Raw genomic sequence first — 13,124 nt, 5'->3', positions numbered from 1 at the left:
AGCTCGCGCCGGTGTCCAGGGTCAAGGAAACGGCCGTCAATTCCTTTGGACGACGCATTGGCCGCCGGCGGATCGCAGGCTGCTGCAGAGCTGTCCAGCGTCTTCGGCGGCGGCAAATGGCCCAACCATGGCACGGTAATAGATACCCTTGTCGCCAAGATCCGCGCGACGGAACGAGGCCGATCGGGAACCAAGCACGCTGGGGTACTTCGACTGCAGGGACCGGTAAGCGGCCTGCGCGTCGGCCTCGCTTCGCTGCGAGGAGACCTGCACCATGTAGCCACCCGAGGTCGCCGGTGGCGGCGCGGCTGGCACCGCTGCCGTGCGCACCGGAGCGGGATCCGATTGAGGCGAAATCGACATAGGCCCATTTGCCGCCGGTGCGGCTGCCTGAGCGCGCGCCGACGAGGCCGAAGCAGTGCGTTGTGCCGGCGTCGGTTGTGCCTGTGCCTGTGCCGCCGGCTGCGACGGCACCGCATCCGGTTGATCGGGGCGGATCGCGAATGTGCGGACGCGTTTCGGCTCGTCGCCAAGTGCGCCATTGGACGCCACCTGGGACTGCGCGGTCGGAGCCGACGACGAGGTTGGTGCCGTCGTTCCGGTCGGCAACGCAGAGCTGCCACCCTGATTCAGCGGCGGAAAGACGACCCGCGGCGCATGGCGGCCGTTGATGTCGATCGGCTGCTCCTCACGCGACAACACGCGCTCCTGGCCGTTCGCTGAACCGCCGATCCGGTCGACGATCTTGCCGGAAGCATCGGCCGTCTGTGTCGGCGGCACGATCTTGTTCGCGCCGGACTCGGCCTTGATGACCGGGGGCTCCCCACTGCGCGGGGATCCCGTGTAGGAGCGATAGCCGTAAGCGCCCGCGGTGCCGACCACCGCCAGCGCCAGCACGGCAACCACCGTCATCAATCCGCCGCGCCTGCGCTTTGGCTCCTCCTGCTCGAAGTCTCCGTAGAACGGCGGATAGCCGTTTGGATCGGGTTGATCCTGATAGCCATCCTGATACTGCGGGTCAGCGTATTGCTGCTGCAGGTTCTGCGAATTCTGATCGTAGAGCACGTCGTCGTAGCGCGACTGGTCGTGGTCGTAGCGGGCCTGATCGTGCTGGCGTGCGTTGCGCAGGAAAGCCGGCGTGTCGTCATAAAGTTCGGCCTGCTCGTCGGCGTAGTGCGGCTCCTGTGCGGCAGGAGGCGCGGCCGTCACGTTGTGTCGTGGCCAGCCGGTGCTCGCAGCCGTGCGCATCCAGGATGGCCGTGCGGGCTCCGCTGCGGCCGGCTCCGCCTCCTCCTGATATTCGTCCTGCTGTTCTTGATACTGGTCCTGGTCCCGATAAGGGTCGTGGTCCATGCGCGGCTCGTTCGCCGGCGCCTGCGCCGGCTGCGGAGCGTCCGCACGTTTCGAACGGCCAAAGGCGACGTTCGCGTCGTTCTGCCCAATCAGCCGCGCAAGTTCGGCGAGAGGGTCACCCTCAACAGAGCGTGCATTGTGGTTGTCGCGAACGCCGACGGCGTCGGGACGATATTGATGTCGATCCGCCATCTGATGTGGTCCCCATCAGGAAAGGCTGAACAGCTCGCACGGACGTATCCAGGCGTGTCCAGCCGCTGCAAATCCGTCGCCCCACAACGACGGTTCCCCGATTATCGCATCTCGTCCGGCGCCTGGACTCCCAGGATCGCGAGACCGGTGGCGATAACCGACACGACGCCCTGAACGAGGGCCAATCGCGCCTTTGTTATTTCTGCATCATTCTGGATAATGAAGCGTAAATGAGGCGAATCCCGCCCCTTGGTCCAAAGCGCATGAAATTCGCTGGCAAGATCATAGAGATAAAAGGCAACCCGGTGCGGTTCATGGGCCTCGGCGGCACTCTCGATTAACCGCGGGAACAGCGCCAAACGGCGCAACAGGCTGATTTCGGCTGGGTCTGTCAGCCTCCCCAGGTCTGCTTCGGCCAGCCATGTGGCCCGAGCCGCGGCATCCTCCGGCAGGTCCGGGAATTCCTCGCGAGCGTTACGGAAAATCGAATGCCCGCGCGCGTGTCCATACTGGACATAGAAAACCGCATTATCGCGCGACTGCTCAATCACCTTGGCAAGGTCGAAATCGAGCACCGCATCGTTCTTGCGGTAAAGCATCATGAAACGGACAGCATCGGCCCCGACCTCGTCGACAACCTCGCGCAGAGTGACGAAGTCCCCGGCTCGCTTGGACATTCTGACCAGCTCGCCGGCCCGCAGCAGTCGCACCAGCTGAACAATCTTGACGTCGAGATCGCCCTTGCCTTCGGTGACGGCCTTGATCGCCGCCTGCACCCGCTTGATGTAGCCGCCGTGGTCGGCGCCCCAGACGTCGACCATCTTCTTGAAGCCGCGGTCGAACTTTGAGCGATGGTACGCGATGTCGGAGGCGAAGTAGGTATAGGAGCCGTCGGACTTCAACAGCGGCCGGTCGACGTCGTCGCCGAAATCGGTCGCCCGGAAGAGCGTTTGCTCACGATCCTCCCAATCCTCGTCAACGGCCCCCTTCGGTCGCGGCAGCCGCCCCTCATAGACCAGGCCGCGCTTGCGCAAGCCGTCGATCACCGCGGCCACCTCGCCGCCGTTCGCACCTTGCAGCGAGCGTTCAGAAAAGAACACGTCGTGGCGAATGTTGAGCGCCGCGAGGTCATCGCGGATTTCAGCCATCATCATCTCGATGGCCTTGGCGCGCACCATCGGAAGCCAGGCGCCTTCAGTCATCTGTGCGAGCTTATCGCCGTGCTCGGCGACGAGCGCCGCGCCAACCGGCTTCAGGTAGTCGCCCGGATAAAGCCCGTCCGGAATCTCGATTGTCTCGCCCAGCGCCTCGCGGTAGCGCAGGAACGCCGAACGCGCGAGCACATCGACCTGCGCGCCTGCGTCGTTGATGTAGTACTCACGTGTCACATCATAGCCCGCGAACTGCAGCAGGCTTGCCAGCGCGTCGCCGAACACGGCGCCCCGGCAATGGCCGACATGCATTGGCCCGGTGGGATTGGCGGACACGTACTCGACATTGATCTTTTCGGCGCGGCTGATATTGCCGCGGCCGTACGACCTTCCGTCACGCACGATCGAGGCGAGCACCGCGGGCCAGACCTGCGCCTTCAGCGTCAGATTGATGAAGCCGGGTCCGGCCACTTCGGCAGCTTCGACCAGAGCATCGGCGCGCAGTGACGCAGCGATACGCTCCGCAAGATCGCGCGGCTTGGCTTTCGCGTCCTTCGCCAGCACCATCGCTGCGTTCGTCGCCATGTCACCGTGGGCCGAATCTCGGGGTGGCTCGACGACAATGCGCGAAAGGTCGATCCCAGCAGGCAGCACGCCCTGCTCCGAAAGCGAGCGGCAAACGGCCTGGACGCGCGAAAGGACGTCGGCAAAAAGGTGCGGCTGGGTATTTGTCTGGGTCATGACGCACGCGCGCCTAACGCAAATCAGGGGTCGAGTCAAAAATCCGGCGGTGCTCGACAATCGCAAACCGGTCGGTCATGCCGGCGATGAAATCGCCGATGCCGCGGGCGATTTCGTCGGCGGCAGCCCCCTCGGCAAGCCAGCCCGGTGGCAGCTCATCCGGGTTGGCGAGATAATGGCCCGCCAGGTTTGTGACGATGGTCGCCGCGTCGCCCATGATCCGCATCACCCGTAAATGCCGGTACATCCGGCTGTAAAGAAACGCCTTGATCTGTGCCTCGGCCTCGACCATTGCCTGCGAGAATGCCGCCATCGGGCGGCTATGACCCCGGACGGCATCGGCGGAACCGGGCGCCGCCTCCGTGAGCCTGCGCGTGGCTTCAGCGACAACGTCTCCAATGAGACGGGAAATCAATTCACGTACAAGCTCGGCGCCTCGCCGCCCCTCGTCCAATCCCGGATAGGCCGCATCGATCTCGCCGATGATGCGGCTGATCATCGGCACCTCATTCAGATCGTCGATCACGAACAAGCCGGCGCGCAAGCCATCGTCGATGTCGTGCGCGTCATAGGCGATGTCGTCGGCGAGGCCCGCGACCTGCGCTTCCAGGCCGGCATTGGTCCAGAGCTCGAGGTCATGGCCATGCACATAGCCGGCGATCGCCGGCGGCACACCGGTTTCACCAAAACGCTCAAGCGGCTGGCCGGCCCGGTCGATCAGCGGACCATTGTGCTTGGCGATGCCTTCCAGCGACTCCCATGTAAGATTCAGCCCATCGAAGGCCGGGTATCGCCGTTCGAGCGTGGTGACGACACGCAGCGTCTGCGCGTTGTGGTCAAACCCGCCCCAGTCGCGCAGGCAGGCGTCAAGCGCGCGCTCGCCGGCATGGCCGAATGGCGGGTGACCAAGATCGTGCGCCAGCGCCAGCGTCTCTGTCAGGTCCTCGTCGAGGCCGAGCTGCCGCGCGATCGCGCGTGCGATCTGCGCCACCTCAAGCGAGTGGGTCAGCCGCGTCCGGTAGTGATCGCCTTCATGGAACACGAAGACCTGGGTTTTGTGCTTCAGGCGACGGAATGCCGTCGAATGGATCACCCGGTCACAATCGCGGCGGAAGTCGCTACGGGTCCTGCTGGGCGGCTCAGGATACAGCCTCCCGCGGCTCCGTTCCGGATCGCAGGCGTAAGGCGCGCGAGGCGCAGCCATGCCGACCGCCATCATTTACCTCTAAACTGTACGAATTCGGTTTGATTCTGAACCCTGCCGCACTTAACTATGAGTTGCGGGGCGATCAAACCCCTGAAGGTCATCCTGGAGCGTGCAATGAGCGGAGACGTCATCATCACCGAACGGGCTGCCCGGCGCATCGGACAGATCCTGAAATCGGAAGGCGACGGCGCAATGTTGCGCATCAGCGTCGAGGGCGGCGGCTGCTCCGGCTTTCAGTACAAGTTCGACATCGAGAAAACCCGCGCCGACGACGATCTGGTGATCGCGCGTGACGGTGCGGTCGTGGTGGTAGATCCGGCATCGGTGCCGTTCCTGGCGGGCTCGGAAGTCGACTTCGTCGACGATCTGATCGGCGCGTCGTTCCGTGTCGCCAATCCGAACGCGACCGCCTCCTGCGGTTGCGGCACCAGCTTCTCGATCTGATCCGCGATCACTCCGCCGCGACCTGACGCGGCCGGTCTTCCTCGACTTCCTGCAGCTCCGGCTCGAGACGACGCTTCAGCTTGCGGTCGATGCGGTCGAGGTAGATGTAGACCACCGGCGTGATGTACAGCGTCAGAAGCTGCGAGACGATCAGGCCGCCGACCACGGCAACACCGAGCGGCTGACGCAGTTCGGCACCGGCGCCGGTGCCGAGCGCGATCGGCAGCACGCCGAAGATGGCCGCGAACGTCGTCATCATGATCGGGCGAAAGCGCAACAATGCCGCCTCGCGGATCGCGTGCTCGGCGCTGAGACCTACCGCACGACGGCTGATCGCAAAATCGACCATCATGATCGCGTTCTTCTTGACGATGCCGACCAACATGACGATGCCGATCATGGCAATCACGGACAGTTCCATATTGAACAGCATCAGCGTCAGGATCGCGCCGATACCTGCCGATGGCAGGCCGGAAATGATCGTGATCGGATGGACGAAGCTTTCGTAGAGGACGCCGAGGATCACGAACGCAGCGAATACGGCGGCGAGAATGAGCACGCCCTGCCCGCGCAAGGAATCCTGGAACACCTGCGCGGTCCCCGAGAACCCTGTCACAATCGTCGGCGGCATGTTCGAAGCACGCTCGACTGCGGCAATCTCGTCGACCGCATAGCCCAGCGACACGTTCGGCGCGAGATTGAACGAGATCGTCACCGCGGGCTGCTGGCCTTGATGATTGATCAGCAGCGGACCAACCGTCGGCACCATGCGCGCGACCGCATCGAGCGGGATGGTCTGGTTGTTGGCCGTCTTCAGGTAGACTTTCGACAGGTCGGAGGGATCAACACGGAAGCGCGGCTGCGCCTCCAGGATGATCTGGTAGTCGTTCGACGGTTTGAAGATCGTGCCGATCTGTCGTGCGCCAAATGCGTTAAACAGCTGGCTGCGGATTTGTTCGGTGGTGATGCCGTAGACGGCCGCCTTCTCGCGATCGATCTCGACGGTCAGCTCCGGGTTCTTGATGTATAGGTCCGTCGTCACGTCGAGCAGCCCGGGGATCTGCGCGATCTTGTCCCGCATCTCCGGCGCAATCGTGTACAGCCGGTTGATGTCGCTACTTTGCAAAGTGTACTGGTATTGGCTTTTTGACGACCGGCCGCCAACGTTCAGATTCTGGATGCTCTGGAAGAACGTCTGCATGCCGGGGACCTGCGAGGTCGCCTGCCGCAGCCGCGCGATCACGACCGGAGCCGGATCGCGCTCGGCCTTCGGTTTCAAGCCGACGAACATGCGCGCATAGTTCGCCGTCGGATTGGGCCCACCGGCGCCCACCGTCGTGTTCAGGAATTCGACCGCCGGATCGGCGCGGACGATCTCATCGAGCTTCTGCTGGCGTTCGACCATGGCGTCGAACGAGGTGTCTGTCGCCGCTTCCGAGACGCCCGACAGGAAGCCCGTATCCTCCTGCGGGAAGAAGCCCTTCGGCACCACGTAATAGAGGTAGCCGGTCGCCACTACTGTAGCGAGCGTGACGATCAGCATCACGCTTTTCGCGGCCAGAACCTTGTCCAGCGTCCATTCGTAAACGCGGTGCCATTGGTTGAAAACGGCCTCGAAAATGCGCAGCACGATGTTGGGCCGCTTGTGCGGGTCGTGGGCCTTCAGGACGCGTGCGCACAGCATCGGCGTCAGCGTGAGCGAAACGAAGCCGGACACGACGATCGCCACCGCGATGGTCACCGCAAATTCGCGGAACACGCGCCCGACGATGCCCCCCATCAACAGCACCGGGATGAACACCGCGATGAGTGAAAACGTGATCGACATGATGGTGAAGCCGATCTCGCGCGCGCCCTTGAGCGCCGCCTCGTACGGCCGCATGCCGTTTTCGATGTGACGGACGATGTTCTCGAGCATGACGATGGCGTCATCGACGACGAAGCCGACCGAAAGCGTCAGCGCCAGCAAGGTCATGTTATTGATCGAGAAACCCAGCAGATACATCGTTGCGCAGGTGCCGATCAGCGAGATCGGAACCGCCAGAGCAGGAATGAACGTCGCCGACGCCGACCGCAGGAACAGGAAGATCACCAGCACCACGAGGATGACGGCGATCGCCAGCGTCTCCTGCACGTCGAACACCGATTGCCGGATCGAGATCGAGCGATCCATGGTCACGTTGGTCTCGATCGACGGCGGCAGTTGCGCCTGCAGCGCCGGCAGACGCGCCTTGACGGCGTCGACCACCGCCACGGTGTTGGCATCGGGCTGCTTCTGGATCGCCAGCACGATCGAGCGATTGCCGTTGAACCAGGTCGCCGTCTTGTCGTTCTCGACGCTGTCGTAGATCCGCGCAACTTCGTCGAGCTTGACCGGTGCGCCGTTACGCCAGGCGACGACGATGTTGCGGTACATATCCGCCTTGTCGAGCTGGCCCGATGCCTGCAGCGTTACGTTCTGGCTGGGTCCGTTCAGCGTCCCGACCGGCGTCGTCGAATTGGCCCGCTGCACGGCGTCGCGGATGTCGTCCATCGACAGGCCACGGGCGGCAGCTGCCTCCGGATCCGCCTGCACCCGCACCGCGAATTTCTGCCCACCGTAGATGCTCACCTGGGCGACGCCGGCGATCTGCGACAGCGCCTGGCCGATGTAAATGTCGCCATATTCGTGCACCGTCGACAGCGGCAGCGTCGATGATGAGAGCGCGATGAACAGGATCGGGAAGTCGGCCGGGTTGACTTTCCGGAAACTCGGCGGCGTGGTCATCTCGATCGGCAGCCGGCGCTCGGCGATCGTCAGCGCGGTCTGGACGTCGAGGGCGGCGGCGTCGATGTTGCGATCGAGATCGAACTGGACGGTGATCGAGGTCGAGCCTTGCGAGGATTGCGACGACATCGACGAGATGCCGGGCACCGTCGCGAGCTGCCGCTCGATGGGTCCTGCGACGGAGGCAGCCATGGTGTCTGGGCTGGCGCCAGGCAGCGTCGCCGTGATCGCGATGGTCGGAAAATCAACCTTGGGAAGCGCGGAGACCGGAAGGAGGCGGTAGCCGAAGACACCGAGCGCGATAATGGTCGCCGTCAGCATGGTCGTCATGACCGGACGGCGAATGCTCATCTCCGACAGGTTCATGACGTCAGGCTCCCGCCCTGCGTTCGCGGATATCCACCGCAGTACCGTTCGACAACATCATCTGACCGTCGGTTACGACGGTTTCACCGCCTGAGAGGCCCTTTTCGATCACCGAGAGCCCTTCGAACGTGCGCGCAACGCTCACTGGCTGCACGGTGGCCTTCCCATCCTTGACCGTGAACACGAAGTTTCCGGTCTGGCTTCGCTGCACAGCGACCGACGGTATGACGATCGCGTTCTCGCTGCGCACGCTGAGCTTGGTCGTCACCAGCGTGCCTGGCCACAGCGTTTCACTCTTGTTGTCCATGACCGCGCGCGCGGTCACCATTCCGGTCGCCGTGTCGACGGTGTTCTCGATCATCGCGACCTTGCCGGTCTCCTGCCGGCTGCTTCCCGGCATCGACGCAACGACGCTGGCGACGCCACTCTTAAGCGCATCGCGCAGATCGGGCAGCACGCGTTGCGGGACACCGAACGTGACGTAGATCGGCGCAATCTGATTGATAATGGCGAGCGGCGTGGTGTCGGCTGGACGCACGAAGTTGCCGACCTTGACGTTGGCGGCACTGATGCGGCCCGAGATCGGCGCATGGATCACCGTGTAGGTCTTCTGGACCTTCAGATTGTCCAGAACGGATTCATTGGCTCGCACGGTGCCGCGCAGAATGTCCCTCTGCGTCTGCGCATTGTCGACATTGATCTGCGGGGTCGCGCCCTTGACGATCAGCTCGCTGTACCGCCTGAGGTCCCGCTCCGCGCCGGCAAGTTGCGAACGATCCCGCGCGAGCGTTGCCTCTGCCTGGGCGATTTGCGCGTCGATCTGGCGCGCATCGAGCGTAAACAGAACATCGCCTTCCTTCACGCGCGCGCCGTCCTCGAAATGCACTTTCAGGATGGTGGTCTCGACCCGCGCCTTCAGCGCCACGCTCGCAATCGGCGAAACCGTGCCGATGGCATCGACCTCGACCGGAACCTTCTTGCGCACGACATCGGCGACCTGCACGGCGATCGCGCGCCCCTTGGCTTGCCCCTGGGCCTGCGCCTTGCTCGCACCAGTCGGAGCCATCCAGGTCGAACGCGTTGCGTAAGCTGCGGCGCCGGCTGCCGCCACGAGGCAAAAGACGATAATCGAACTGCGCGTTTTCATGATCTCGTATTCGCCAGCGCGAACTCGCGCCGCTCCGCAGTCTGCCCCCAAAAAACTTAAGTTCCCCCCAGACCCGTTAAACCCGGGCTCTTGGCATGATATTCCAGAAGCAATTATCACACCTGGGCGGGCGGCGCAGTAACGACAGCTGGAATCGACCACTCTCATGCCAGTCGAAAACTGCACAACCAAGTGAAGAAAAGTTAACCATGGGTCTTTCCGCAAGACGCCAACGAAATAGGTTGCAAAGATGCGCATTGCCACCTGGAATGTGAACTCGATACGCCAGCGTGTGGATCACGTGATTTCTTGGCTGAAGGAAACGGCGCCCGACGTCGCCTGCCTGCAGGAGATCAAGTGCACCGACGAGGCGTTTCCGCGCGAGCCGATCGAAGCGCTCGGCTACAACGTCGTGACGCACGGCCAGAAGACCTTCAACGGCGTCGCCCTGCTCTCACGCCTGCCGTTCGACGAAACGCGGCCGCGGCTGGAAGGCGACGAGGAAGATGTGCAGGCGCGATTTCTTGAAGGCATCGTCTCGCTGAAGCGTGGCGTGCTCAGAATAGCCTGCCTGTATTTGCCGAACGGCAACCCGCCCGAGACTGAAAAATATTCGTACAAGCTGAAATGGATGAAGCGACTTGCGGACTATTCTGTCGAACGGCTGAAGACCGAGGAGCCGTTCATCCTCGCCGGCGATTTCAACGTCATTCCCGCGCCTGAGGACGTGCATAATCCTGCCGCATGGGTAAACGATGCGCTGTTCCTTCCGCAGACGCGTCAAAGCTTTCGCGCGCTGACGAATCTCGGCCTGACGGATGCTCTCCGCGCCGTCACCGATGAGCCTAAACGCTACACGTTCTGGGACTATCAGGCCGGCGCCTGGCAGAAGAACAACGGCATCCGCATCGACCACATGCTGCTGTCGCCGCAGGCCTCCGATCGGCTGGTGACGGCCGGAATCGACAAGCAGGTCCGGGCCTGGGAAAAGCCGTCAGACCATGTCCCCGTCTGGGTTGACCTGGATTTCGAGACCAAAGGTTAAAAACGAAATCGCCGGGCGGGCTTTAAAGCAGCGGCCTACGGCGTCAGTCGCGCCGCCCCTGCACCCAGCGCTCCAGCAACCGTCCGGCCATGGCGCGGTCATCCTCGGTCGCCCGCTTCAGCGCGCTGGTGTAAACCTCGTTGATCCAGAGCTCGTCGGGGCCGGCATTCTCGCGCGCGAGGGTCAGCCACATCAGGCCACGGGCCGCCTGGCGCTGCAGCACGTCGCCGTTGAACAGCATCTGTCCAAGCAGGGCTTGGGCCTGGTACTGGCCTTTCTGAGCTGCCTGCGACAGCCAGCGCGCCGCGTAGATCGGATCGCGCGGCGAGCCGACACCGTCGAGATACATCCGCGCCAGGTTGTACTGCGCATCGGCATTGCCGAAATACGTCGCAGCGTAGTGGAACATTTCTCGCGCGCGTTCGCGGTCCGACTTAACGCGCGTGTTTGGAATTCCGTCGCGATAGTAGCGGCCGAGGGCAACGAACGCGTTCGCCACGATCTGTGCCTGCGGTGCCGACGGGCTGTCCTCCGCATGCTGGTTGGCGATGCGGCTGAAATAGTCGAACGCGCGGAGATCGTCGCGATCGACGCCATCGCCGCTGGCGTACATCCGTCCGAGCCGCCACTGAGCGATCGGATGGCCGCCCTCGGCGGCATATTGCAACGCGGAGAGCGAGTTTGCCGGAGGCGCCGCATTCTTACCGACCGCACCAGCAGATGCGCCGGCGGCAACGGACATCGGCGGAACGGGGATGGCCGCGTTTGATCCAGCGAGGCCGGCGGCCGGCGCGGACAAGGCAGCCGCGGGACGCCCGCCGGGGGTCGTGCCCTCGAAGGCGAGCGCCGAGCTGGCGGCCAAAGCCGCGCCCGCCATCACCGACGATGCGATATGCCTAGATATCCGCATAGCACTGCTTCTCGGCGCCCCCGCCGGGGTGGGTGACCGCGCCATTCACCGCGGGCCCAACCTGCTGGGCGTATTTCCACAAAACGCCGGACCCGAACCGTTCGGCGCGCGACTTCCAACCCTTTCGACGCTCGGCCAGTTCGGCGTCCGACAACCTGACATTCAGCTTGCCGTCAACTGCGTCGATTTCGACGATGTCACCATCGCGAATGAGCGCAATCGGCCCGCCAACCGCCGCTTCCGGCCCGACATGGCCGACACAGAAGCCGCGCGTCGCGCCCGAAAAGCGGCCATCCGTGATCAACGCCACCTTGCCACCCATTCCCTGGCCAGTCAGCGCTGCAGTGGTCGACAGCATCTCCCGCATGCCGGGGCCACCCTTCGGCCCCTCATAGCGAATGACGATGACTTCGCCTTCCTTGTAACTCTTCGTCTTCACGGCCTCGAAAGCGTCTTCCTCCCGGTCGAAACAACGCGCAGGGCCCGAAAATTTCAAGTTACTCATGCCGGCAACCTTAACGATCGCTCCTTCCGGAGCGAGGTTGCCCTTCAATCCGACGACGCCGCCCGTGGCCGTGATCGGCTTGTCGGCGGGACGCACGACATCCTGATGGGGGTTCCATTTTACACTGGCCATATTCTCAGCAATGGTGCGGCCAGTAACGGTCATGCAATCGCCGTGCAGATAACCCTGATCAAGCAGGGTTTTCATGAGAATTGGTATTCCGCCAGCTTCGAACATGTCTTTGGCGACATAACGGCCGCCCGGCTTCAAATCCGCGATATATGGTGTCTTTTTGAAGATTTCGGCGACGTCAAATAGATCGAATTTGATCCCACATTCATGAGCAATTGCAGGCAAATGCAGTGCAGCATTTGTCGAACCACCTGAAGCGGCGACGACGGCCGCAGCGTTCTCCAAAGCCTTGCGAGTAACGATATCGCGCGGGCGAATATTCAGCTCGATCAATTCCATGATCTTTTCGCCCGCCGCCATGCAGAAGGCGTCGCGGATCTCATACGGTGCGGGGGCACCGGCCGAGTACGGCAGGGCCAGGCCAATGGCCTCCGAGACTGTCGCCATGGTGTTGGCCGTGAACTGTGCACCGCACGCGCCGGCTGAAGGACAGGCGACACGCTCAATCTCGTCGAGATCAGCGTCCGACATCTCGCCGACCGAGTGCTTGCCGACCGCCTCGAACATGTCCTGGACGGTCACCTGCTGGCCGCGGAAATTGCCGGGCAGAATCGAGCCGCCATAGATGAAGACGGAAGGGACATTGAGACGAACCATCGCCATCATCATACCCGGCAGCGACTTGTCGCAACCGGCGAGCCCGATCAGCGCGTCATAGGCATGACCACGAATGGTCAGTTCGACCGTGTCCGCAATCGCCTCGCGCGACGGCAGCGACGAGCGCATGCCGTCATGGCCCATGGCGATCCCGTCGGTCACAGTGATGGTGCAGAACTCGCGCGGCGTGCCGCCGGCTGCCGCGACGCCCTTCTTCGCGGCCTGCGCCTGGCGCATCAGAGCGATATTGCAGGGCGCCGCCTCGTTCCAGCAAGACGCGACACCAACGAACGGCTGGTGAATCTGGGCCGTCGTCAGGCCCATGGCGTAGTAGTAGGACCGATGGGGCGCTCGCTCAGGCCCCTCCGTCACGTGCCGGCTGGGCAACCTGGATTTGATGTTGGTCTTGGCGTCCATAGCGACCCGAATTTCCAACCAACCACACTAAACGCCCCAACTTGGCGAACGGTCAATCGGACTGTCGTGCCGCAGCGTTGGCTTGCGCTT

General features: G+C 63.2%; 9 protein-coding genes. 2 read left to right on the top strand and 7 right to left on the bottom strand.

All coding sequences use genetic code 11. From position 1 onward, the window contains the following. Positions 1 to 36: 36 nt before the first annotated feature. From RCO31_RS13900 to RCO31_RS13890, 3 genes are all read right to left on the bottom strand, one after another. Positions 37 to 1,545 carry an SPOR domain-containing protein gene (locus RCO31_RS13900; protein ID WP_308968997.1) on the bottom strand — a complete coding sequence of 503 codons (1,509 nt, stop codon included), beginning with the start codon at positions 1,543 to 1,545 and terminating at the stop codon, positions 37 to 39. A 101-nt stretch (positions 1,546 to 1,646) separates the two neighbouring features. Then, positions 1,647 to 3,437: an arginine--tRNA ligase gene (gene argS / locus RCO31_RS13895; RefSeq protein ID WP_308968996.1), complete on the bottom strand. Its 1,791-nt coding sequence runs from the start codon at positions 3,435 to 3,437 to the stop codon at positions 1,647 to 1,649. 13 nt (positions 3,438 to 3,450) lie between these two features. Further along, positions 3,451 to 4,653 (bottom strand): deoxyguanosinetriphosphate triphosphohydrolase, encoded by a 1,203-nt coding sequence (locus tag RCO31_RS13890; protein WP_308968995.1) that lies wholly within the window; start codon positions 4,651 to 4,653, stop codon positions 3,451 to 3,453. A 105-nt stretch (positions 4,654 to 4,758) separates the two neighbouring features. On the opposite strand from RCO31_RS13890, the gene erpA reads away from it, so the two are divergent. Then, positions 4,759 to 5,088, top strand: coding sequence for an iron-sulfur cluster insertion protein ErpA (erpA, locus tag RCO31_RS13885; protein ID WP_308968994.1), 330 nt, complete (start codon positions 4,759 to 4,761; stop codon positions 5,086 to 5,088). Between the two features lie 7 nt (positions 5,089 to 5,095). On the opposite strand, the gene RCO31_RS13880 is transcribed toward erpA, so the two are convergent. Then, the gene (locus tag RCO31_RS13880; protein ID WP_308968993.1) at positions 5,096 to 8,221 is read right to left on the bottom strand and encodes an efflux RND transporter permease subunit; all 3,126 of its coding nucleotides are present in this window, start codon (positions 8,219 to 8,221) and stop codon (positions 5,096 to 5,098) included. 4 nt (positions 8,222 to 8,225) lie between these two features. Then, positions 8,226 to 9,368, bottom strand: coding sequence for an efflux RND transporter periplasmic adaptor subunit (locus tag RCO31_RS13875; protein WP_308968992.1), 1,143 nt, complete (start codon positions 9,366 to 9,368; stop codon positions 8,226 to 8,228). Between the two features lie 250 nt (positions 9,369 to 9,618). On the opposite strand from RCO31_RS13875, the gene xth reads away from it, so the two are divergent. Then, on the top strand, positions 9,619 to 10,413 hold the full coding sequence (gene xth, locus RCO31_RS13870; RefSeq protein ID WP_308968991.1) for an exodeoxyribonuclease III: 795 nt from the start codon (positions 9,619 to 9,621) through the stop codon (positions 10,411 to 10,413). 43 nt (positions 10,414 to 10,456) lie between these two features. On the opposite strand, the gene RCO31_RS13865 is transcribed toward xth, so the two are convergent. Then, positions 10,457 to 11,323 (bottom strand): tetratricopeptide repeat protein, encoded by an 867-nt coding sequence (locus RCO31_RS13865; RefSeq protein WP_308968990.1) that lies wholly within the window; start codon positions 11,321 to 11,323, stop codon positions 10,457 to 10,459. Continuing rightward, positions 11,310 to 13,034 (bottom strand): dihydroxy-acid dehydratase, encoded by a 1,725-nt coding sequence (gene ilvD, locus RCO31_RS13860; RefSeq protein ID WP_308968989.1) that lies wholly within the window; start codon positions 13,032 to 13,034, stop codon positions 11,310 to 11,312. The genes RCO31_RS13865 and ilvD overlap by 14 nt, the downstream gene beginning before the upstream one ends. Between the last annotated feature and the right edge of the window lie 90 nt (positions 13,035 to 13,124).

It is taken from the genome of Bradyrhizobium sp. LHD-71 (assembly GCF_031157255.1).
In the GTDB taxonomy this organism is placed as follows: domain Bacteria; phylum Pseudomonadota; class Alphaproteobacteria; order Rhizobiales; family Xanthobacteraceae; genus P52-10.
This window is presented reverse-complemented; position numbering and strand designations above follow the sequence as displayed.

Bases quoted from the DNA above. Each gene is read 5' to 3' on its own strand.
- xth (WP_308968991.1), top strand. From the start codon at position 9,619: ATGCGCATTGCCACCTGGAATGTGAACTCGATACGCCAGCGTGTGGAT.
- argS (WP_308968996.1), bottom strand. From the start codon at position 3,437: ATGACCCAGACAAATACCCAGCCGCACCTTTTTGCCGACGTCCTTTCG.
- ilvD (WP_308968989.1), bottom strand. From the start codon at position 13,034: ATGGACGCCAAGACCAACATCAAATCCAGGTTGCCCAGCCGGCACGTG.
- RCO31_RS13865 (WP_308968990.1), bottom strand. From the start codon at position 11,323: ATGCGGATATCTAGGCATATCGCATCGTCGGTGATGGCGGGCGCGGCT.
- RCO31_RS13900 (WP_308968997.1), bottom strand. From the start codon at position 1,545: ATGGCGGATCGACATCAATATCGTCCCGACGCCGTCGGCGTTCGCGAC.
- RCO31_RS13880 (WP_308968993.1), bottom strand. From the start codon at position 8,221: ATGAACCTGTCGGAGATGAGCATTCGCCGTCCGGTCATGACGACCATG.
- erpA (WP_308968994.1), top strand. From the start codon at position 4,759: ATGAGCGGAGACGTCATCATCACCGAACGGGCTGCCCGGCGCATCGGA.
- RCO31_RS13890 (WP_308968995.1), bottom strand. From the start codon at position 4,653: ATGGCGGTCGGCATGGCTGCGCCTCGCGCGCCTTACGCCTGCGATCCG.
- RCO31_RS13875 (WP_308968992.1), bottom strand. From the start codon at position 9,368: ATGAAAACGCGCAGTTCGATTATCGTCTTTTGCCTCGTGGCGGCAGCC.